The 20,819-nt window shown below is 55.7% G+C and carries 23 protein-coding genes and 1 pseudogene; 10 read left to right on the forward strand and 14 right to left on the reverse strand.

Annotation, left to right across the window (positions count from 1 at the left end; genetic code table 11):
- Window positions 1-258, reverse strand: a pseudogene (locus BMX17_RS22775) (IS6 family transposase); the annotation flags it as partial.
- A 130-nt stretch (window positions 259-388) separates the two neighbouring features.
- On the opposite strand from BMX17_RS22775, the gene BMX17_RS22780 reads away from it, so the two are divergent.
- On the forward strand, window positions 389-634 hold the full coding sequence (locus BMX17_RS22780; RefSeq protein WP_211611433.1) for a PRC-barrel domain-containing protein: 246 nt from the start codon (window positions 389-391) through the stop codon (window positions 632-634).
- Window positions 635-711: 77 nt separating this feature from the next.
- On the opposite strand, the gene BMX17_RS22785 is transcribed toward BMX17_RS22780, so the two are convergent.
- The 3 genes from BMX17_RS22785 to BMX17_RS25540 all read right to left on the reverse strand — a co-directional run bounded on the left by BMX17_RS22785 (window position 712) and on the right by BMX17_RS25540 (window position 3,823).
- Complete coding sequence (locus BMX17_RS22785; RefSeq protein WP_092664372.1) at window positions 712-987, reverse strand: PadR family transcriptional regulator; 276 nt, start codon at window positions 985-987, stop codon at window positions 712-714.
- Between the two features lie 281 nt (window positions 988-1,268).
- Window positions 1,269-2,525 carry an RNA-guided endonuclease InsQ/TnpB family protein gene (locus BMX17_RS22790; protein WP_170845532.1) on the reverse strand — a complete coding sequence of 419 codons (1,257 nt, stop codon included), beginning with the start codon at window positions 2,523-2,525 and terminating at the stop codon, window positions 1,269-1,271.
- Window positions 2,526-3,136: 611 nt separating this feature from the next.
- Window positions 3,137-3,823, reverse strand: coding sequence for a hypothetical protein (locus BMX17_RS25540; RefSeq protein WP_139203682.1), 687 nt, complete (start codon window positions 3,821-3,823; stop codon window positions 3,137-3,139).
- 82 nt (window positions 3,824-3,905) lie between these two features.
- Between BMX17_RS25540 and BMX17_RS22800 the strand changes: the two genes are divergently transcribed.
- A complete protein-coding gene (locus BMX17_RS22800) occupies window positions 3,906-4,163 on the forward strand; it encodes a hypothetical protein (RefSeq protein WP_139203683.1) in 258 nt (85 codons plus the stop codon).
- Between the two features lie 183 nt (window positions 4,164-4,346).
- Here BMX17_RS22800 and BMX17_RS22805 read toward each other — a convergent pair whose 3' ends face one another.
- Window positions 4,347-4,973, reverse strand: a complete 627-nt coding sequence (locus BMX17_RS22805) for a TetR/AcrR family transcriptional regulator (RefSeq protein ID WP_092664381.1) — start codon at window positions 4,971-4,973, stop codon at window positions 4,347-4,349.
- Window positions 4,974-5,219: 246 nt separating this feature from the next.
- Here BMX17_RS22805 and BMX17_RS22810 point away from each other — a divergent pair, with 246 nt between their 5' ends.
- Window positions 5,220-6,875 (forward strand): COG1361 S-layer family protein, encoded by a 1,656-nt coding sequence (locus BMX17_RS22810; protein ID WP_092664384.1) that lies wholly within the window; start codon window positions 5,220-5,222, stop codon window positions 6,873-6,875.
- A 12-nt stretch (window positions 6,876-6,887) separates the two neighbouring features.
- Window positions 6,888-9,167, forward strand: a complete 2,280-nt coding sequence (locus tag BMX17_RS22815) for an efflux RND transporter permease subunit (protein WP_092664386.1) — start codon at window positions 6,888-6,890, stop codon at window positions 9,165-9,167.
- 15 nt (window positions 9,168-9,182) lie between these two features.
- Here BMX17_RS22815 and BMX17_RS26500 read toward each other — a convergent pair whose 3' ends face one another.
- Together BMX17_RS26500 and BMX17_RS22825 are read right to left on the reverse strand one after the other, a co-directional pair.
- Entirely contained in the window at window positions 9,183-9,359 is a 177-nt protein-coding gene (locus BMX17_RS26500) for a hypothetical protein (protein WP_170845530.1), read from the reverse strand.
- A 150-nt stretch (window positions 9,360-9,509) separates the two neighbouring features.
- The gene (locus BMX17_RS22825) at window positions 9,510-10,484 is read right to left on the reverse strand and encodes a hypothetical protein (protein WP_092664391.1); all 975 of its coding nucleotides are present in this window, start codon (window positions 10,482-10,484) and stop codon (window positions 9,510-9,512) included.
- A gap of 357 nt (window positions 10,485-10,841) precedes the next feature.
- Between BMX17_RS22825 and BMX17_RS22830 the strand changes: the two genes are divergently transcribed.
- Together BMX17_RS22830 and BMX17_RS25545 are read left to right on the forward strand one after the other, a co-directional pair.
- A complete protein-coding gene (locus BMX17_RS22830; protein WP_092664393.1) occupies window positions 10,842-11,621 on the forward strand; it encodes a hypothetical protein in 780 nt (259 codons plus the stop codon).
- A 705-nt stretch (window positions 11,622-12,326) separates the two neighbouring features.
- Window positions 12,327-12,908 carry a hypothetical protein gene (locus BMX17_RS25545; protein WP_139203684.1) on the forward strand — a complete coding sequence of 194 codons (582 nt, stop codon included), beginning with the start codon at window positions 12,327-12,329 and terminating at the stop codon, window positions 12,906-12,908.
- 302 nt (window positions 12,909-13,210) lie between these two features.
- Here BMX17_RS25545 and BMX17_RS22835 read toward each other — a convergent pair whose 3' ends face one another.
- Entirely contained in the window at window positions 13,211-13,618 is a 408-nt protein-coding gene (locus tag BMX17_RS22835; RefSeq protein ID WP_092664395.1) for a DUF7475 family protein, read from the reverse strand.
- Between the two features lie 160 nt (window positions 13,619-13,778).
- On the reverse strand, window positions 13,779-14,171 hold the full coding sequence (locus tag BMX17_RS22840; protein ID WP_092664397.1) for a DoxX family membrane protein: 393 nt from the start codon (window positions 14,169-14,171) through the stop codon (window positions 13,779-13,781).
- Between the two features lie 652 nt (window positions 14,172-14,823).
- Between BMX17_RS22840 and BMX17_RS25550 the strand changes: the two genes are divergently transcribed.
- Window positions 14,824-15,357: a hypothetical protein gene (locus tag BMX17_RS25550; protein WP_139203685.1), complete on the forward strand. Its 534-nt coding sequence runs from the start codon at window positions 14,824-14,826 to the stop codon at window positions 15,355-15,357.
- Window positions 15,358-15,386: 29 nt separating this feature from the next.
- Here the strand turns inward: BMX17_RS25550 and BMX17_RS22845 are convergent, their stop codons facing one another.
- Window positions 15,387-15,857 (reverse strand): hypothetical protein, encoded by a 471-nt coding sequence (locus BMX17_RS22845; RefSeq protein ID WP_139203686.1) that lies wholly within the window; start codon window positions 15,855-15,857, stop codon window positions 15,387-15,389.
- An 849-nt stretch (window positions 15,858-16,706) separates the two neighbouring features.
- Here BMX17_RS22845 and BMX17_RS27130 point away from each other — a divergent pair.
- Window positions 16,707-16,904 (forward strand): toxin-antitoxin system TumE family protein, encoded by a 198-nt coding sequence (locus BMX17_RS27130; protein ID WP_244515088.1) that lies wholly within the window; start codon window positions 16,707-16,709, stop codon window positions 16,902-16,904.
- Window positions 16,888-17,307: an HVO_A0114 family putative DNA-binding protein gene (locus BMX17_RS22855; protein ID WP_092664401.1), complete on the forward strand. Its 420-nt coding sequence runs from the start codon at window positions 16,888-16,890 to the stop codon at window positions 17,305-17,307. Before BMX17_RS27130 ends, BMX17_RS22855 begins: the two co-directional genes overlap by 17 nt.
- 114 nt (window positions 17,308-17,421) lie before the next feature.
- On the opposite strand, the gene BMX17_RS22860 is transcribed toward BMX17_RS22855, so the two are convergent.
- On the reverse strand, window positions 17,422-17,691 hold the full coding sequence (locus tag BMX17_RS22860) for a hypothetical protein (RefSeq protein ID WP_092664403.1): 270 nt from the start codon (window positions 17,689-17,691) through the stop codon (window positions 17,422-17,424).
- A gap of 842 nt (window positions 17,692-18,533) precedes the next feature.
- Here BMX17_RS22860 and BMX17_RS22865 point away from each other — a divergent pair.
- A complete protein-coding gene (locus tag BMX17_RS22865; protein ID WP_092664405.1) occupies window positions 18,534-19,088 on the forward strand; it encodes a DUF7342 family protein in 555 nt (184 codons plus the stop codon).
- Window positions 19,089-19,173: 85 nt separating this feature from the next.
- Here the strand turns inward: BMX17_RS22865 and BMX17_RS22870 are convergent, their stop codons facing one another.
- The 3 genes from BMX17_RS22870 to BMX17_RS22880 form a co-directional block, all read right to left on the reverse strand.
- On the reverse strand, window positions 19,174-19,743 hold the full coding sequence (locus BMX17_RS22870) for a hypothetical protein (protein WP_092664407.1): 570 nt from the start codon (window positions 19,741-19,743) through the stop codon (window positions 19,174-19,176).
- A complete protein-coding gene (locus BMX17_RS22875; RefSeq protein ID WP_092664409.1) occupies window positions 19,740-20,084 on the reverse strand; it encodes a ribbon-helix-helix domain-containing protein in 345 nt (114 codons plus the stop codon). Before BMX17_RS22875 ends, BMX17_RS22870 begins: the two co-directional genes overlap by 4 nt.
- Window positions 20,081-20,819 (reverse strand): RNA-guided endonuclease InsQ/TnpB family protein (locus BMX17_RS22880; RefSeq protein WP_211611434.1); only part of this gene is annotated, 739 nt, incomplete at its 5' end. The genes BMX17_RS22880 and BMX17_RS22875, both read right to left, overlap by 4 nt.

A 20,819-nucleotide genomic window follows, 5' to 3' on the forward strand; every position in this document is an offset into this window, starting at 1 on the left:
GGTCTCGTCAACCGCAACGTGATCCGGACTGCATCCAGCTTCGGGCTGTAGATCTGCCTTGTGAACCCAATTATGCACGGTGGATCGCGCTCGCTCGACACCGAATATATCAAGAACCGAAACGGTATTCGAAAGAGAGAGTCCAGCAAGATGCAACTGAATACCGAGCTTCATCAGCAGTCGCGGTGTCGCCTCGCGTTCAACAAACTCTAAGTCGATCTGGTCGATACTTCCGCCGAGGCGTGTGTTTTCGGGCATAGGCACTCAGAAAACACATCGCCTCACTCTTCATCCTTATCTGAACACCGCCTTTCGAACCGGCCCAAAACACCTGCCACTGCAGTCCCATCCCCGACGATTTTTGTTAGCGAGGTATCTACTGATGGCTATGGCAGTGGTCCTCGCCAAAGAGCTCTCCAACAAACCGGTCCTCAGCGCGGATGGTGAAGAACTTGGACACGTGTATAACCTCACGATGGATGCCAAGACGGGCGCACTCGAAAGTGTGCTCGTCGAGCCGTCCGACCACCTGATCGCCGGATTTGAGACAACTGACAACGGCCGGCTCCGCGTGCCGGCCCGCTGTATTGACGATCTCAGTGACTTCCTGATCGTCCGCAAGCCCGGTGAGTAACAGACAGTCGCGTGTGAGCGCCTGTTTCCACTACAGCGGTCGGATCGCGGCTAGGGCGCGGCTGGCTGGGCGGGTGCCTACCAGTCGAGGTATTGCTGTTCCCACTCGCGCCGGGCCTCGATTTCCCGGCGGCCGCGCTTGGTGACGGCATAGACGTTGGTGCGGCGGTCCTTCGACCCCTTCTCGACTAATCCCTTGTCGACGAGCGTATCGAGATTCGGATAGAGGCGGCCGTGGTGGATCTTTGTCTCGTAGTAGAGTTCCAGTTCATCTTTGAGCGCGAGGCCGTGGGGCTCGTCCATGCCGGCAATCACGTACAGGAGATCGCGCTGAAACCCAGTCAGATCGTGCATACCGTCCCAAAGTAGCCAGCCCGCTGTTTTGAATGTACGGTGGGAGTTACAGACGCAGCAACTGCTGGGTCGTGGATGCTGCGTGGAACAGGAGGTGGGAGCTACGGAGCGTGTGACACTGATTCCGTCGCTCCCGGGCGTACGTCTGTGCGCTGTGGGCAAAAACGCGGGGATGCTGTGTGGGGCCCCTGGTCGGGGCGGTTGGAACTGCGTGACCTCCTCCTCGCCGTGAACGGCGAGGCCTCCCGAACCGCACCGCAAGCGTTGGGATATTTGCCGGTCTACGGGCAGACCTGTTCTTGTGGGGCTACTCTCCCCGTTGATTTATCGAACAGGCGCACCGATGGCTGGGCCAGACAGCCGTTACTCCTATCTTCGGAAGGACTCAGAGTTACCGTCGCTCGCATATTCTCCGCCGCATTCAGGTCGCTGTTCGCAACTAGTTCGCAGTTCTCACACACGTACAATCCACGCTCGACACGGTTCGAATCGGCTTTCATCCCGCACGCACAGCAGGTTATTGACGTGGCCAACTCGTACTCATCAACTCGCTCTACCTCGATACCACGTTCTTCGGCCTTGTACTCGATGTGCTGAATCAGCGTATCAAACGCCCAGTCGTGCAGACGCTTGTTCCCGTGGCGACCCCAGTCTTCATCCGCACGAATGTCCTTCGGGTGCCCGACAGCTATCGTCTCCACGCCACGGTCTGCACATTGCTCTACGATGTCTTTCGAGAGTGCGTGCAGGTAGTGGGTCTGCCGCCGGGATTTCTTCTGGCGTGCCCACTCAGCATGGGTGCTTGGACCGTTTTCGCCTTCCGTGTCGTATTCTTCTTGGCGGAAGTAGTGGGAGTCCTCCTTCAAGGCGTTCCCTGGATATAACAGCGTCTCGTCACCAACAGAGACAGCCGCCGTGTTGCAGATACCGAGGTCAACACCAGCCGTCTTCTCACCCGACGAGTCGGCGGCATCGATGGCGACTTTGCAGACGAAATGCAGTTCCCAGTGGTCGCCAGTCCAGACGATGCGGACCTGTTGTACGTCTTCTACCGCACCCAGGTCTGCGTCTGGCCCGGTGTCGTACTCACAGAGGATGAAGTCACTCCAGCCGTCTTTCAGGTTCTTGCCTTTCGAGAGGCGGACTTGCTGGTGTTTGATGTCGAGTTTGAAGCCGTCTTCTTTGAACGTGATTGTTGAGCGTGGTCGTTCTTCACCGTGTTTGCGGTATCCCGGTGGGTTCGCATCTGAGTTGTCTTGTTCGAACCAGGACTGGAAAGCGCCAGCCAATTCTTCGACGATTGCCTGGCTTGATTGAGCGTTCAAATCTCTCCAGCACGGTTGGTTCTTCATGTAGGACTTGAGCGGTCCTTCGTCGGGTATTTCACCGGTTTCGTCCCAGATGCGGCCAGCAGTCCATCGAGCTACATTCCAGATTTTACTGCCGGAACGAGCGAGTGAATCAAGGTCACACACAACGCCCTCACGGTCGTTGGCGAGTGCCGCTGTAATGGTGCGTGTCGTGACCAGATTCACTATACATAGCCTATGACAGTACAATGACTTAATCTCTCGGGTCGGCGTGGAATATCCTGCCGGAAGAAACACTGTCGGCTGGGTAGCGGAGCGTAGCGATTCACGCCCGCCCTGTTCGGTCCTCGGTTCCGACACGTCGGAACACTCGTCCCGCACGGGAAGGGCGGGGATTCTCTCGCTGTATCAAGATAGGCGGTCAATGCCTCAACGAGTGCCGTATTGGACCGAGTCCTCCTGGCTCTATATCCCGTTGGTGGTCGCGCTCTGGAGTGTCTGCTGGGTTACACTGGAGACGCTCTTGTTCAATGATCCTGTGAGGCAGTCGCTGGTGCCGGGGATGGCTGGTGGGGTCGCATTTGCGGTCGCGACCTATGTCGCTCGGCAATAGGTCGTTACATTCCCTCCAAGCTGTGGACTGTCTCTCGATATTGAGACAAAGTGTGCAGTTGTGTTGTGACAAATAGAGGGCGGTCGTCGCAGAACTGGTCGCTCCCTGGCATTTGGCTGTAGAACGCCGTTCAGTACAGAGGACGTGTCTAACAACCTCCGATCATTCTTGCTGACTGGCCACCCCAACTCTGGCGACGATTGTCGTCGCTGTCCCGTCGTGAGGGCTACAGGTCGGGCGTGGTGATCGGTGTCGGCCAGCTATCCTTCGACATGACGACAACGTTGATAAGTGCGATACACTCGATGCGTTTGCCATTCCTACCTGTGTCCCAGTTCCCGACTATGGAGAGGGCGTACACATCACTCGTCAGGTCGACATCGATCTGGTGGGGCCCGTTTGCAGGAGAGGGATGTTGCTGGGTTGTTAGCTCGTATTCATACTGCCCATTCGGGGCGACATTCGTCCAGGGCTCAACCACCGCTTCGGGGGCGACTTTTGTCCAGCCGTCGCCAGAGTAGCGGTCAAGCCGCCAGTTGTGGGGATTGAAGCCAAAGCTATGGTCACTGGTATTCGAGAGCGTGAGATCGAGCGTCTCGATTGTGCTGTTGCCCTGTACCACTCGGTAGGTGGTTGAGGCGGGCTGCAGCATGATCGGGTAGTCGTCGGTATGCGCACAGACAGTTACGTCGGCGTCTCGGAAGGATGGGCAATCGATAGTGCGGAAGGCGTCAGAGGGCTGTTCGGTGGCGGGGTCATCAGGCGTGGGCGGACTAGACTCAGGTGTCCTTGATGGCGTGTCCGCGGGCTGTGGGCCGTCGCCGGTGGGTGTATTCTTGGACTGTGTCTGACCGAGACAGCCACTTGTGAGGAGTGCGGTACCGAACCCGGCTAGAACCGTCCGTCGCTTCATATTCGGTCGTTGAAGCCCACGGATAAAACATCGTGTTAAACTCAAAGAACGATTTTACACTGCGTCCGTGGACAGCCCTGCCTTGCTCGGCCGGGACGCCCGCGGCGTCGAGCAGGCGCATGGCGTCGCTGGCGGCCCAGTCGCCATGGTTGTCGATCTCGCCGACGCGTTCACGTGGGTGGCCGATATCGTGGCGCCACGCGGCCACGGCAAGGCGTTCCTGGTCGACAGTGACCGGGTGCTGGGTTGCCAGCTGGCAGGCCGCGTCCCGGACGCGGTGGCATGGAAGATACCGTGTGCGGGGACGGTGGGCCCGTCGTCCGGGCGCGCTCGCTCGTGAGCGCGGGGCTGTGTGTATTTTGGCAACCCATGGCTGGGCATCGCTGTCTGCTCGCGGTCCCAAACATTTGGATATTCTATCGCTAGCTCTTTCAGGGGGCGTTCTTGCAGTAACATGGACACCCGAACCGAGAATTCCTCGCTTTTTCCAAATGCACTACCTACACAGCGACATCTATCCAAATTATACATAGACTGAATTTTCAAGGTACGAGTATATACTCTTGTGAACTGGTTCTAAAGACACTTGCGTTCTCGTTGCTCGTTGGGAAAAGGAACCGAGAATGAACGTACTCAGCGCCGTCGCGACTTGATTTGGGTCGACATCTCGGAATTCTCCGGCATCAATTCCACGCTGAATAATCGCTGCTAGGTGTTCCTCGTGACGCTCGTCGATCGCTGCAATCCGGTCCTGATAGTCGGAGTTGTGCGTGGCTTGGGCCCGGATCTGAATGAAGACCCTGAGTAAGTCATCAGATGGTGGCGATATTTCTACGGTAGATGTGTTGGCCCTCTCATCTAATAGTAAACTATCTAAAATACCCTCTAACTGCGTTTTGGGCGAAACATCTGCTGTTCGAATCAGATCGGATTCCATTCTATCAAGGATGTGATCTACAAATGATAGTAAAAGATCGTCTTTATCAGAATAATGATGGTATATGGATGCTTTCTGCAAACCGACTTTATCTGCAATACGCTGGATGGAGAGTCCAGAATACCCCTGCTCCTGCAAGACTTCAAATGCGGCCTGTAGTATCTCTTCTTGGGTGTCTTCCGGCGGATCAGCAAAGAGATCGTCCGAAACCATATTATAGCCCTCGGGAAATGCGGTTGTGAAGATTCCGATCGATAGTTCGGCGATACTGAATATAAAGGTTTTTTACCAACCGAACGTTTGTTAGTCTTGTCACAGTCATGGCCGCCACTTCAAATCAGCCATTTCGCAGTAACTCATACTCGGGTAGCTGAGTGCGCAAGCATCTTCACAGTGAGCTTCCCAACCTGTATCGGTATACAGACATAAACGAATCCGCGACTTATCCATCGACACCAGATGTCACGTCCATCGACACAATCGCCCATCTCGTCACGACACGCGACCATTCTGATCGCAGTGCTTGTTGCACTGTCAACAATACCACTTCCGGCGACAGCCGCAGAAGATCTCGTCACAGGCGAGCCAGAAATCAGTATTTCCTCGCCAGATGCCACATTTGAGGCAAGTTCATCACAGACACTCTCACTGAGTGTCACCAACGATGGCGAAATCCGCACTGGTGGGGAGCCAGGCTACGAACAAGAAGTCCAAACGGCGCGTAATATGCGGATTGAAGTATTAGAGGATCGGATTGATGCGCCGATTGATGTCAAGACGGGATCGCAGATTGTCAGCAGGTTAGCTAGCGGGGGGACCGTACCACTACAGTACCAACTTGAGATCGGTGACGCAAAGCCAGGGACGTATCGGATCCCCGTCAAAATCTCGTATGAGCACACTCGTGCAATCACGTATGGGCCGTATCGTGATACAGAACGAACGAGATCGCAACAAGACGAGATACAATACATCACCATCACAATCGAGGACAAACCGCAGTTTAGCATCGTTGAGACCGACACCAATGCCGTCCACGCAGGCGACAACGGTGAATTTGCACTTTCGATCAAAAACACGGGGACCAGAGAAGCGACCGATACACGCGTAACGCTCTCGACACAGACATCCGGCGTGTACTTTGGGCAAGGGTCGAGCCCCTCACAGACGACCTCTGCGTATCTCTCATCGCTTGCGCCAAACGAGACACGTCGCATTTCGACACAGGTGGGTGCTAGCACTGATGTCTCAGCTGGGACGTACCCCATTGCAGTAACAGCTGAGTACGAGAACGTGAACGGAATCCCTGAAACGTCGGATCGGCTACAGACGGGATTAACGATCAAATCGGAACGCAAATTCACACTGCAGGGCCTGTCCACGACGGATTTCCGCGTTGATGAACCAGAAGCAACGATTCAGGGCGAAATAGTCAATGCGGGCAGTGGAACGGTCCGTAACGCCGTTGTCCAAATGAATCAAAAACAAGGGATCAGTATCACAAACGGTGAGGCTGCAGTCGGTGATCTCGGCCCCGGTGAGGCAGCACCGGTCTCATTCACTGTCGATATCCCTGCAGCGGCAGAACCGGGTTCCCAGTCGTTTAGCTTCACTGTCGAATATGAAAACGCCGATGGAGATGTCCTCACGACCTCGACCCCGATCAGAAAATCGCTTCAGATCGGGCCAGAGCGCGACCGGTTCGAAGTCGTTGGTGTGAATACGTCGGTAGCCCCTGGGGGGAGCGACACACTCACCGTTGACCTTCGGTATACTGGCTCCGAGCCAGTGGAAAATGCGAATGCGAAACTCTTCACGAGCGACCCACTCTCAGCGTCCGATGATGGCGCCTACCTTGGGACAATCGAACCGAACGAAACCGTGTCTGCGACATTCCAGGTGAGCGCCACAGGGGATGCACTCAACAAGTCCTATAGTTCGTCGATTGAGGTTCGATATGACGAACAAGACGGCGATACACGCTTTAGTGGCTCGCTGTCAGTGGGTGTCCCTGTCAAAGAATCATCGTCTGGTGGGATTCCCTTCCTCCCGGCTGGTATCCTTGCAGGCGGGATTGTGCTCGTTGGTGGCTTCCTGGTCTATAGACGGAGGTAAGAAGCACCACCAATGTGGGACCTTCGAGATCTCTTCCGGCAGTTAGGCCAGACTATTCAGGCCCGGCCAGTCCTCACGCTACTGTTCGCAATCGGCTTGGTTGGCGTTGCGATCACCGGCGCTGCACAGATTGAAAGCGTCACTGGAAATGAAGCATTTGTCGGTAGCAATCCGACACTCGACACCTATCAGAAGACGTTTGACCGGGGAAGTATGGCGACCCTGGTCCGGGGTGATGTGTCCGAGCCTGCAACGATGCGGGCAATCGATCGGTATGATCGCCAGCTCTCACAGACTGAGAACGTCGAACAGGTGATCAGTCCTGCTGATCGCGTCCGGCGTGAGTATGGACGCATTCCGGATTCACAAGCCAAAATCAGGGCGGTCGTTGGAACATCGGATTCGACAATTGTGACCACCGTGCTCAACACCGACCTGAGCCAGCAGGAAACTCGACCAGTCTATACGCGGGCAACGGAGGCACGTGACTGGGCGCAGTTCCCGAGTGACATCGAAGTCACAATCACAGGCCAACCAGCCTTCTCAGCCCAGCTCTCCGCACTGATTCAGCAGAGTACGCAACAGCTGCTGGGGTTGGCAGTTGGGTTGATGATTATTGCTCTGTTCTTCTTATTCCGCGGGGTCCGACTGCGGCTCCTCCCGATCGTCGCTGTGTTTACGGGGGTCATCTGGACGTTCGGCGCAATGGGATATACTGGTGTCCCAAACTCGACGCTGACGAGCGCTGTCTTCCCGATTCTTATTGGGTTGGGCATCGACTACTCTGTGCAGTTCCATGAACGGTATGAAGAAGAACTCAGCGACGCTCCGCCAAAAGAGGCACTGCCAAAGGCATTGGGTGGTATCGGCCCACCGGTCTTGATCGCTGTCATCGCAGCTGCCCTCGGGTTTGGGGCCACGTGGTTCTCGACAATTGGAACACCGGCCTTTGTCTGGTTCGCCCAAACCTCGATCTTCGGCGTCCTCCTCACATTTGTCGCTGCGATACTGATCTTGCTGCCACTGCTAACGCTGTATACACGGTGGCGGAGGCCGGATGAGGCCTCGTCTGACACACTACCGTCGCCAGATACCAACGACGCTGCGTCAACCGCGTCCGCTGATATTGGCACGATGGGGCAAATCCTTGGCCGGATTTCCCGCGTTATGGCGTCACATCCCTTCGCTGTCCTTGGGATTGCACTCGTCCTTACAACGGGTGGCTTCTATGCAGGGTCTGATCTGGACACCGTTGCTGATACGGAGGATTTCATTCCACAGGATCTCCCTGCGCTGACGGATCTGCAGCAGTTCCGGTCAGAAACTGGCGGTGGCAGCAGCGTGCAGTACAGTGTCCTGGTGAGCGGCGACCAACTCCAAGACCCAGAGACATTACGCTGGATGGAGCGTTATCGCGCTGTGGCTGTCGGGAAACCCTTGATCACCGGAATGGAGACGCCAGCAATGACGATCAAGGAGTATAATAACGGCACACTCCCCGAAACTGAGGCTGGCGTTGACCAAACTCTCGATTGGATTCCAGCAGGAGAGAAACAGCGCTTCTACAACGACGGGTATGCCCATATCACGGTTATCGGGGCCCAGAATATGAACACCCAGGAGCAACTGGACCTCCTCGATAATGTGGAAAAAGCAACGGCTCTGAGTCAACCACCGGCTGGCGTTGAGGCTGAACTCACTGGCCAAGCAGCAGCCGCAACTCCAGCAATCATCTCGCAGATCGAACAGCGGAACTTCACCACCGGTCTCGGGGTTGTACTTGTTTTTGTAGCCCTATTGCTCTATTATCGGAATCTGCTCCGGGCAGTTGCGCCATTGGTTCCAATGCTGTTCGTAATCGGGTGGCAGAATCTCTATATGGCCGCCCTCTCGATTCCAGTGTCGCCGTTAGGCGCATCGCTCGGTGCGATGACTGTTGGCATCGGCGCAGAGTATACGATCATCGTCATGGAGCGATACTTTGAGGAAGTTAAGCAAGCGGGAATCTCACGTCTCGATGCTGTTGAGACGGCTGGCGCACGCGTTGGCAAAGCCATTAGCGTCTCTGGTCTGACGACGATCTTCGGGTTCTCAGCCCTGACGCTCTCACCGTTCCCGATGCTCGCAGACTTTGGCTTTCTCACCGTTGGCGTCATCTTCCTGACGCTCGTGGCGGCCATCGCAACATTGCCACCAACGCTGGTTGTTTTGGGCCGTCTCGCTGATACGATTGCAGAGCTTCGGACTGCAGAACCGGCCCAAAGCCAAGTGATTGACCAGAGAAATGAATAGACAGCACAGCGTGATTTATCGATCGCCCTCGATTGCAGTGCCCTGCTCGGCCGGGACGCCCGCGGCGTAGAGCAGGAGCGTGGCGTCGCTGGCGGCCCAGTCGCCATGGTTGTCAATCTCGCCGACGCGCTCGCGTGGGCGGTCGATATCGTGGCGCCACGCGGCCGCGGCGTATGCGACTGTCGCCCACACGCGCTGAAGTTCGCTTCTCCCCCAATCGAGACGGCTGGGGACGGTCAGCGCTGTCGGAGCTGACCGTTTCTCGGGCGCAGCGTCCCGAAGCACGGTGTTTCCGCTGTGTTCGCTCCAAAAACGGAGGGCTGCGGGGCGACCGAACGGAACTTACGCGTCGTCGCCGGTCTCGAACGTAATCGTCTCACCGCTGTCGGTGGAGACCGTCTCGTTGCTGTCTTCGCCGACTCTCACGATGTTGTCGGCATCCAGTTCGACCGTCGCATAGGACTGGACGACCGACTCGTCGCGAAGATCAACCGTCACGACGACCGCACTTCCGTCCGACTCGGGGGCCGTGAGCCGCACATCGACCCGGCCCTTGTTGGTCGCCTCCAACACGGTCGCATTCAGCCGTTCGGGGTCGTTGAACTGCTGCTGGACGTTGTAGCTGGCCCCTTCGTCCGAGGCGACCAGTTCCTCGATCAACCGCCTCTCGTCGTCGCTCAGGACGCCGAGGCTGTCGGTGATCCGCAACTCGATGTCGTCGAGGGCGGGAAGCGTCTCGATCACCGTCACGTCCTCGTCAGCGAGGTCGGCCTCGCCACGCACCGTCGGCAGACAGCCATCCTGCGGCCGGATGGTGATGCCGGCGGTGTCGAGCGGCTGTTCTCGATCGAGGCTCTCGTAGTACTGGTTGACACGCACCGTCACGTGATCGTACTCATCTAGTCCGGCACGGTCCGACGTGGCGGCCCAGACAAGTTCGGCGAACCGCTCGCGGGAGATCCCGTCGAACGCCTCGCCACCGTGTTCTTCGAGCAGGGTGATGGTCGTTCCATCAACCTGCACGTCGGTCCGGTCGGCGTCGGACGCGTTGACTGCGACGACGCCACCGCATCTGCTCGCCGTCGAGTCAAACGTGATCGTTCCGTTGCCGGACTCGTCGACGGTCACATCGTACTGCTGGCTCGACTTGCGGTCGAGTCGAACCGTGTCCGTTCCGTTGGTCGGATCGCCGTCTGATTGCGTCGCGGGCGGCGTCGCACCCGGCGCGAACCCAGAGGCGACGACCGCACCGGCCGCGACGAGCAACACTGCTGACATCCCGAGCGCGTACAGTGCGATGCGGTAGTCACGTTGCATGGAGGGCACCTCGGTTTCGGAGAGCGGGTCGGAGCGGGTCGTTACCTGTCTCACGGTGCATCTATCTTACCTGCATTGCGGGGACTCGTTCGTACATTGGTGGTGTGTTGCAACTGGCCACCGGCTCGACGGGCGGCGCGGGGCCCGAACAGGGGAACCATACGCCAGCGGGGATCGGCCGCGCCGTCGGCCGCCGGGAGCCGACTGCGACATCTGGGCATTGTAAAAAAGAGTTGATAAAGCACCGTTGGAAACGGGCATGAAACGGGTGTGAAACACGTTTCAGCAGTCGTTTTACCCGTTTCAGCGGCGCGAAATTCGACATTTTCTTGCGGCAACCAATCCGGACTGCGAGCTATGCGGAACGTCAAGCCCTCCCGAATCGCGCTGGCCCTCTCGCTCGTGGTTCTTGGCGGCAGTCTCGCCACGCTCGTGAGCGCTACCGATGCCGCGTCGGCGATCACGGCCGATACCGCCCACGAATTCGCCGTCGAAGACGGGGCGCTCGTCACCACGGTGGATGGCCGGACGAAGACGCTGGTCCCGGATGTGGGGACAGTCGAACGTATCACCGTCACGACCGTCGACGGACGCCTCGTCGTCCGCACTGAACCGCTTGCCCCGCCCGATGTCAGCGTGGCCCAGCGTGCGCGTGCCAAGCGGATCGTGACTGACGAACCCGCCATCGCTAACACGATCGACGCGGCCGGCGGCGCAGTGTACACGATCCGACCCGTTCCGGACGGTGTGTCCAGCGACCAGGCGGCAGTCATTGGCGCGGATGCGGAGCGACCGTGGAACCGCCTCGTCCCGGCTACCGACGCCGCGTTCGTCGCCCATGATACTGCCGATGCGAACGCGCTCGTAGTACTCTTCGCAATCCCCTCGTCCTTTTTCTCCCACGGCGTGTGGCCAGAATCTCTCGTAAGTAATGTCGATAGCGGCGGTGACGTGGCGATCATCGAACGGATCGTCGTCACGAATCGTTCCCAAGATATGGTCACTTGCAGATTCGAAAGAGTCCATCAACGTATTGCGGATTTCCGTGATAGACAGCATTCGATCATCCGCAGCGAAGTTATCGATGGTGAGCTGTGCCTCTTCGGTTCCAAGCGTAGCGGATTGCTTGTTGCTTGAGTACTCGAAGAATCGTATCGCTGGAAGCAGTGGTATCATCATCGGTGAGCCAGCCGTATTCGCCTTTGCCGTGGACGCTCTCACATATCGTGCATATCCGAGCAACCATCTCCAAAATCGCTTTGTCGTCGTAGTGCGGTTGTCTGCTCGACCGCTGTCGAAGACAGGAAAGGGCGTCGCTGCTGACGTTATGGAGAGTTCATAGCTGTCTGGGTGACTGTGTACCAGCGCTGGTGCTCACCAAGACTAAAGACAAGTAGGGCCGACACCGGTGCCGACCCCCAGGTTGGCCACTAGAATCAATGACACCGATGCGGATAAGCGTTGGCACCTGACTGCGCGTGTATATGTTCGGGGCTGGATACCTGTTGCCGCCTTGGGATTGCCCGAATTATTCCCTGTGTTCGTCGGCAGTTGGCCTGCCTCGGTAGGACCTTGGTATCCAAATCCTATCATGAAGAATAGGATTTCGTGTGTCGTTGACTCTACCGCCCATGTATCAACGTGTGAATGTGTCGTGGTTGGGGCCGGGTAGCGAACACTGCTCTGTCGAGATCGCATCGCCGGCAGCTTGACCAACTGCTGGGGCGTATATTTTCGGGCCAAGAACTCAGACTATGCTTAATTTTTGATCCTCGGCTGAACACCGCCAATTGAATAGAGCAAACATTTATTATAAAATAGTGGGATTACCAACCGAAGATCATGAAAGAACCAATCAAACAACGACGAACACTTTTAACTGCTGCCGCTTCGGGGGCCGCTTTGCTAGCAGGATGTTCATCAGACTCGGGTGAGGGTACAAATACTCAAACCCCAGAAGTCGAAACCCTGGACCCACAGACAAATGACGATTCATCAGAACAAACTGACTCTGATCCTCAAGAGGAACAGAATATGACCTCTACGGCCGAGGAAACGGGGCAAACCGAGACACCAGAACCCTCCATACAATTCAATGCAGAATTGAACTCAATCACTAAATGTGGGACGACGTGTAGAGAAATTGATTATACGATTCAAAATACTGGCCGAGCGGCCGCAGAAGGGGTAACAGTTCGTATTCGAGTACGCACGGGTGGTGAACAAGTGTATAACGAAACTCAATCAATCGACAATATACCAAGCCGCGCACAAAAGTCTGGGATTATACACGAAATTGATGTTGGGATTGGGGGCGGTTCAAAAATCAAGAGTAACGACGGTGAGGTCACCTTATTCCTTGAACCGGAAGCAAGTAATGGTGCAGCAGAGACGTTCTCTTTCGAACGAACACTGGATGTGTAAAACGCTTCTATCATACGCTACGGGTGCCGTGAGAGCAGACTCTTGAAAATTTTCAAGGATTGCTCTAAGAACAGCCATATCCGGTTGTATTTCTATAGTGTTCTCCCTCTCTCGCTGAGACCGCAAACTGGAGGACAGTCGGTCAGCTGCTTGGGGACTTTGACGTTCAGTTCTTTCAACGCCGCGCAAATCTGATCCTGCGCTGTGAGTTTGGGCACCGGTGTGTCGGTCTGTGCTAATGTGGCTGGTGGAATCGTACCTGATGCTGGTGAGCACGAACTCGGTGGCTGGGCCGCCGTCCGTTACCGACCGGTTGCAGTATACAGATACCCAGCACACACTGCGAGAACCAATTCAGCCGCCTTGGCGACGACCGCCATCGGATTAAGGCCACCCTGTCTGTAGAACGCCTCAACACTGAAGCCTTGGAACGCGAATAGTGCGATGATCGTCACCAGGGCGTATGCAGCCGCAAGCAGGTAGAGTTCTCGCCGCCAGTAGCGACTGAGATACAGGCCGATACCGCCCAGAAAGCCAAGCCCATTCAGAATGAACAGGGTACCAAGCAGCTGGCTGAATCCCATTACTTGTGGGCCGAGGAAGAGATGCAGAATGCCTGTGACCAGCGCTGCCAAGATGGCCAAGTACCCTACTGGATGTGTGGGAGCACTCAGAAACGAGCCACTAGCGGTTGATGATTGCGTGGACATCACTTCCACAATCGCCACGAGTGTATTCAGTACTGTTGTCGATTTTCAACGCGGAAGAACAGACACAAATTCCATACCACTGCGTCATGTAGTTGTACCATTGTACTGACTCCAGGTGGCTTGGCGGGGAATACTGAATCACAGCAGCCGCGGCAGTCAGTTACTCGTCCCGAGCGCGCTGAAGGAATGCAAGTGCCGCCCCGAGAAGTGCGAGATTTTGGAGGAAGGCAGTCAATTCCTCACCGCGTTGCTCCTCATCAACGGCCCAGAAGTCGTGCATGAGTGGCGTCACGCCAATGAAGAAAGCCGCCACACTCCCAGCGGAGAGTTTCGGAAATTTCCACGCACTGATGCCTAGCCCGCCCCCAAGCAGGAAGCCGCTGGCTGCCGGGACAAGCGTGTCGGCCTTGGGAACACCTTTGGCATTGGCATATGCAATTCGCCCGTTGAGGTCCGTGAGGTTTCGTACAGCCAGGACAATAAGGCCACCGCCAAACAGCAAGCGTCCAAGGCGTGACGGTGCAGTCGTGTCGTCTGTCTCAGTCTCAGCCATCGTTGGTGGATAGGGTGCTGGCAATTTAACCACCACGCTTGTCACACGTGGCAACCGTCGGTCCGAGGTGGTTCGATATTGTGTCACGCAAGGCCTTCTAGATACGGTCACACACAGCGTGTCATAGAAGTCTTCACATGGTACAGTCATATTCATTATCTTTTCAGAGAGTAACAGACGTAGAAGAGCGTGCACTAGGTGCACGACTCTTAGAATCGTTCAAAGAGAGGGGTTTTATTCCTGCATAGTGACTATTCTTGCTCAGTTAGCGTTATTCGACGTAGCGACTGTGATTTCTATGGAGGCGCAGACAGCAGGCTTGGAGCCGATAACGCTGAATCCGTCGATAGCCATGAGAACAGTTCTATGACACCCTCGTCACACAGCTTATCCTGATAGGTATGATCTTGGCTGTGTCAGATTGAGCCGGTAGATTGGGGGAGATGTGCGTGTGTAGGTCAGTCTAAAGTTTATTACTCACCCATCAGATTTTGATAATCAATCGAATTCCCATTCGCACCTCTACAGGCGAGACAGGCCGAGTACCTCAGGGTTTGACCCCGAGGAGGTTCACAACATAACTCGGTTCGAAATGTGTCATCACTTAGCTATCTGGTGGAATTATATATACGAAGAGATACAATGCACGAGTATGGATCGACGTCAATTTCTCACATCAGTCGGCGCTGTAATTACCATGTCTACTGCAGGGTGCAGTAGCGAATCGGCAACGGACTCACCGAATCCGGATTCAACGGACGACACCGAAGGCCCTGAAACAACAACGGAAGCAATCGAAACATCAACACAAGCGCGATCTTCGACGCCGGTCTCAGATACCAATATTTTAATTGATGATACAATCGAACTGCCTGAAGGAGAGAATTCATATGCCGACTTTAGTGTCTCGTCACCGGCTACCGTTGAATATGACTTTACGGTTCAAGATAATATAGAAATCGATTTCTTTGTTCTTTCACTTGGGAATTTCCAGCGTTACCGATCTGGGCAGTCATTCACCGCCATTCAAGCCGTAGATGGTAGTGAAGCAGCTGACAATATCAGCATCTCTCGGGGAAACTATTATGTCGTTCTTGATCACTCAGATCGCGGGCCAACATCGCCACCCGGTCAGTTTGAGAAGGTTTCAGCCACGGTTGATGCCACTATCTCATATACCATTTGACCGCCTAACGGGTACAGAATACTCCTTCCTCACCTGCTGAAGACAAGCGGCCTATGGTTTTGTGAGCCGAATGGATATATCACGAATGTCATTTCCCGCGTGTAGTCGGTTGCGAAGATTATCCGATACTGTTCAGCGTCATTCTTTTCATGTGTCGTTTCATCGGGGAGCATATTCTTGTAGTCTGCACGCCGCATGGCTGCATCATCGGGCTGTGGTATCTGTGGGCCGACAGTCAGGAGTCGCCACTGTGTATATCCAAGCCGAATATCGTCGCCAGGGAGCGTTCTTATCGTCGTGTTAACCACGACCCACTGTTCTCCCTCTGGCGCGTCCAGGGTACCATCATCCGTCTCGACTTCGTCCCGAATTGTGAAATTGTTAATGCGGACACGCATATCCGTCTCACCATCCACTGTGACCTCTGCCCACTCACCAGTCCCTGCATAGACTGCTCGTGTCTCTTCTTGCGCTTCTTGCGCTGTTGCTGTCGGGGTCATTTCAGTGGCTCGTGTTGCTGTCGATGTCGGAGTTGGTGTCGCTGTTGGTGAGGGTGCTGGTATTGATGTGGCCGTTACTGTTGTCCCGGGCTGAGAAGATGTCGTTGCAGACGGTTCTGCGGTTGTATCAATTGGTGTTTCATCGGGTGGTAGTGTCGTCGCTGATTGTGTACTACTAGTGGGATTACTTCCACTGCAGCCAGCTAGTACGATGCACAAACCTAACAGCAGTACTGTCCAACGCATATCCACAACTCATTTTGTATTATTGCATTAGTATACACTCTCTAAATATTGTATATGGCGACTTTACTGCTATTATTTACAACGTGGACGGACAGACACTCGTACTGAGTGTCGCTTATGATCGTCGTCAGAACCGTACAGGAGTGGAACGGAACACCCCTATGCCGAGTGAGATTCTGCGATCGTAATCTTGATCCGACCTGTTGTTCTGTGTCGTTGCGTCGATACGGTTGAAATCTACTCGGTCAGCCACTAAGGCACGCATCATTGGCGGAAACGGGAAGAGAGTCTGCATTCGGTGGCTGCTGGGGCCTTTCGGGGGATGAAGGTGGGTCGCTACTTCCTGCCCCGGACTGGAGCGAAGAACCCCCCTCGGTACCAGCGAGTGGTATCCCTTCTCCGTCATAGGATCGAGTCCGTTCAGGTGGTTCTGGTGAAATCATGTTGTAGCTCCCACCAACACTTAATATGTTGGACCCAGTACCAACACTTGTGACAGGGGACGATGCATAGCAACTTATCAACCTCACGCAGAACTTCGGTAACCGCTACGCTGAGATCACTGCCTATCAGGTCCCCACGTCCGACCGCTATCCAGAGGGTATCAAGTACTCGATGCAGTACGGGAATGCAGCCGGCAAAGCCATACTCCGGTATGATAACTTTCCCGACCACCCCGATGCAGCACATCACCACAAGCACTGTGCCGACGGAACCGTCGTCGATATTGACTTTGATGGACTCCAACACCTCTTTCAGCGGTTCAAATCCGAGGTGAGTGACTATGGCCACAACTGGTAACTCCAACACGACCGACCGCACGCTCCACATCCGATTCCAAGACGGGAGTGACGACGACCTCGAAGATGCTCTCGCTGCACTCGATCGTGGCGAAACGCCTGACCCCCATCTCGAAGTCGTGTATCATGACCCAGCCGACGTCCACCGTGTCACCCGACCAAAATCGCTTGAACTCTTGCGTGCAATCGTCCAGCATAACCCGGAGAGCATCCGCGAGACCGCCCGCCTCGTCGATCGAGATGTGAGTCAGGTCCATCGAAACTTGACTGAACTTGAAGAGCTGCACCTGGTCGAACTGGTCAATGATGGGCAGTCGAAACGACCGTCCATTTGGTACGAGGCAATTGATATCGATCTGCCGCTCGTGACTCCAGATGTTGAGTCAGACGAAGCGACAGCTTAACCTCCAGCGCCGCTTGATTTGGTTGCTGACCTCCCTGAGTTCGACCAGGTCTACGAAGCACTCGACGACTACGTCGATTCGCTAGTAGTCGAATAAATATTTACGTGAGACGCGCTACTCGTCCGGTTCTGCCTGTGGGTCGAGCGGTTCGAACGGTTTGACCCGGTCACCCAACTGCTCCCGGAAATCGTCCGTTGATGTCACTTGGACGCTGCCCGGCATCGGTCCGTAATCATCCCAATTCGGGGTGTATCGAACGACACGCGAGTGACGCTCTCCACTTCCAGATTCGAGATCGTACTCGTTGAAGACATGGTGAACGTCGATGATGAGCACTTCTCCGTGTTCGTCGTGTTCGTAGATCGTCTCACTGGTAACTCGCATCGTTTCTCTATTTGGATTCTGTGTTGGGTGTGGGTCGCGAGACAGATCAAATTAACTTCCATGCTGAATATACTCTCCGGTTCCAGCGGTATCGCTTTCTCAAGTCGCTACTTTCGGACATTGCTGACCCGCTGTCTGCACATTGTTGTCAGGCACGATATCGCTGTCCGTTTTTGTGGCGCCTGAGGGGGCGGGGTAAGCAAATTCCTGGATAGGAACATGACTGCGAGAGATATCTACGACTGCAGCATCGATGAGGACGACAGAAAAACGATCACTGTGACCGGGTATCCCGATTGCGATGGGAGACTTGAAACCAATGGTAGTGAGACTGCCTGTCTGGAATGTGGCCTGATCCATAACGAGTATCGTCTTGATCACCCCGCAGGTCCGTTCTCCTCCAAATAGAGCTTCACCAGCGGGAGGTTTATGTCGGAATCGGCGGCACAGGTCCACGTCTCTAGGAACGTCCAGCGGTTCGAGAGCAGATCGTAGTGCGGAGGGTAGGATGATGTTCGGTTAATACGATGAACAGTATATTTACCCAGTGAACGATAATGAATGGTCAATGACCCACGCTGAGGAGTCCCAGATTGACTTTCGTGAATCAGAGGCATTCATCGTTGGTGATGATGGGATGGTTCGGGTCAAAATGGAAACGCTTCAGAAACACGGGCCCCGCAATGACTGTTCATCGCTGGGGTTTTGGCCTTTCTAAGTGGTCGGTCTGGTATCCGGCAGATACGCGTTCGAACGCACAAGCTCTTGTTTCCACTCACATTGGTGAAGAACCTCCTAACCTATTTGTGTCCGTGGGTACTTGTTCTGATCAAGAACCACCGATGACATCCTGGAAAGACGATCTCTCGGCACGGGATCGCGTGACGAAGGTAATCGAGACAGTCACTGATCCAGTGAGCACCAACTGGGTTGCAGAGGAAGCTGATGTGCACTGGAATACGGCAGCGGATCGTCTCGAAGAGATGGCAGAAGCGGGTGATCTCCATCGTATCGAGCGGGATGACAGCATCACGTACGTGCCGGATTTCACCAAGACGTACCTCGAGGAGATTCGCCAGCTTGCGCTTGAACTCTCGGCAGACGAACTGCGAGCTGAAATCACGGCCGCCAAAGAGGCGATTGAACAGATACAGGACCAGTACGATGTCGAGAGCCGTGAAGAACTCGAGGAATCGCTCGCGGAGCCGGACGTTTCAGCCGAAGAAACCAAAGCCAGAAGTCATGCACTCCGGGACTGGGAAGCAGAGAACGACACGATAACGCTCCTGAAACACGCGCTTCGTCTCCAGGACGATCTCTTGGCTGTCGATCCCTACGCCGAAGTCGAGAGACAGGGGCAGGGCCGCGACGGACAGCGTCGTAGCGAAGTGGCCTGACATGGGCCCGGTCAATTTCATCTTTCTAGCAAATCGTGGTAATATCCTCACGCGAGAATCCCCGCCTCACAGGGCGGGAAAGATATCAATCTTCGAAATGCTGGAGTAACTGCGTGACGTAGGGACTGTCCTCCCAACTACGGTGAGGGCTGATCGTCGTGAGCAGTGTTCTCGCTTCTGCCTGCGTCAGATGGCCGTTTCGGGCGTAGTCACAGATGAGCCGCGGTGTCGGGACGATCCGCGGCCCCTGCAGCACGGCGTGAATGAGCGGGAAGTTCGTCCCGCCGAACTCGTCGGTGAGAAAGCCGTCGACGTCGAGTGTGTTCGCGAGGACAATCCCGTCGGTTTCGCCGTCGTCGAGGCCAAACGTCGGCCGAGAATCCGGGGTGTTGGCACGCTCGTAGGGATCCTCGACTGTGTAGTGAGGACGGGCCGCGAGGACGTTACTCGCAGCTGCGGCGTGGCTGTCCTGATACTGCGTAATGTCACGGAGTTCCGCAATGACTTCCGGCGGGACGAACAGGTCACACGACGTGAGGAGATACTGGAACGGGTCCACGGCATCTGTGTCGACGGCTGCGTCAGCTCGGGGCACGGCCAGACTGACGAGCGCGCTCGTATCTGCGACGACCGTTCGCAGTCGATGGCCGCTCATCGATCCTCAGTTTCGGTATCGACCGTTGTGGCATCGCCATCGTAGACGTCGACGTCGTCGGGAGCGGCGAGATCGAGCGGCTCGTCCTCGAGGTCTGCCTTGAGGAGGCGGAGTCGCTGGGCGGTTTCGGCTCCGACCAACTGCTTGACTGTCTCGAACTCAAGTTGGCCGTCGTAGTACTTCGTCGCGACGAGTTCCTGAAACGTCTCGCTATCGGCGGTCTCTTCGATGTACTCGCGGATGGCTTCGACGAGCAGATCCGTGCGATCTTTGTCGAAGAGTTCCGCGATTGCATCGAGCCGGTCAACGAGGTACTCGGGGGACTGAAAGTGAATGTTCACCCCGCCCGCGGTGGGGCGGGGCTTCGCCCGTCCTCGCAAACGGACGTTCCTGCTTCGACGACACGGCTTGCAGGCACGTCACCGGCGTTTGCCTCGGTGCCCGCAGCGGCCGCAGTCTCCACAGGCGTGCCTTCGGAGCATCCCACTCCTAGCCGCGCGAGACCACGCTGAAGAATGTTGAGTGCCGCGTTCCAATCCCTGTCCGTCTCGAACCCACAACTCGGACAGGAATGTTCACGCATCCACAACTCCTTCTCAACCTCCACACCACATCGGGCGCATTCCTTCGTCGTTCCCAGTGCAGGGACTTGCTTGACGTGACACCCGTACAACTCCGCCTTGTACTCGAGGAGGCTGATGAATTGGCGCCACGCCGCATCCTGCTTGCGACGCGCGTTTTGGGAATCCTCCAGCATCTTCTTCACGTCTAAATCCTCGACGAACACAGCGTCATACTCTCGGCAAAGCCACCGGGTGAGCTTGTGCTGGAAGTCGCGGACTTTCCGCTGAATCCTACGCTTCTGCTTGGCGACGCGTCTGCGTGCCTTCTCCCAGTTCTCCGATCCCTCCACACGGCGGCTTTGCGTCCGCTGGGCCTTCTCGAGTCGCTCGTACTCGTCCTCAAGGTCAAGCCGACCAACGCTGAGGCCATCGCTGGTGTGGATGTAGTTCAGGATGCCCAAGTCCACACCCACGCAATCCTCGACATCAATCTCCTCCACGTCGGGTTTCTCG

Origin of the sequence: Halorientalis persicus (genome assembly GCF_900110215.1) — an archaeon.
GTDB classification, from domain to species: Archaea; Halobacteriota; Halobacteria; order Halobacteriales; family Haloarculaceae; genus Halorientalis; species Halorientalis persica.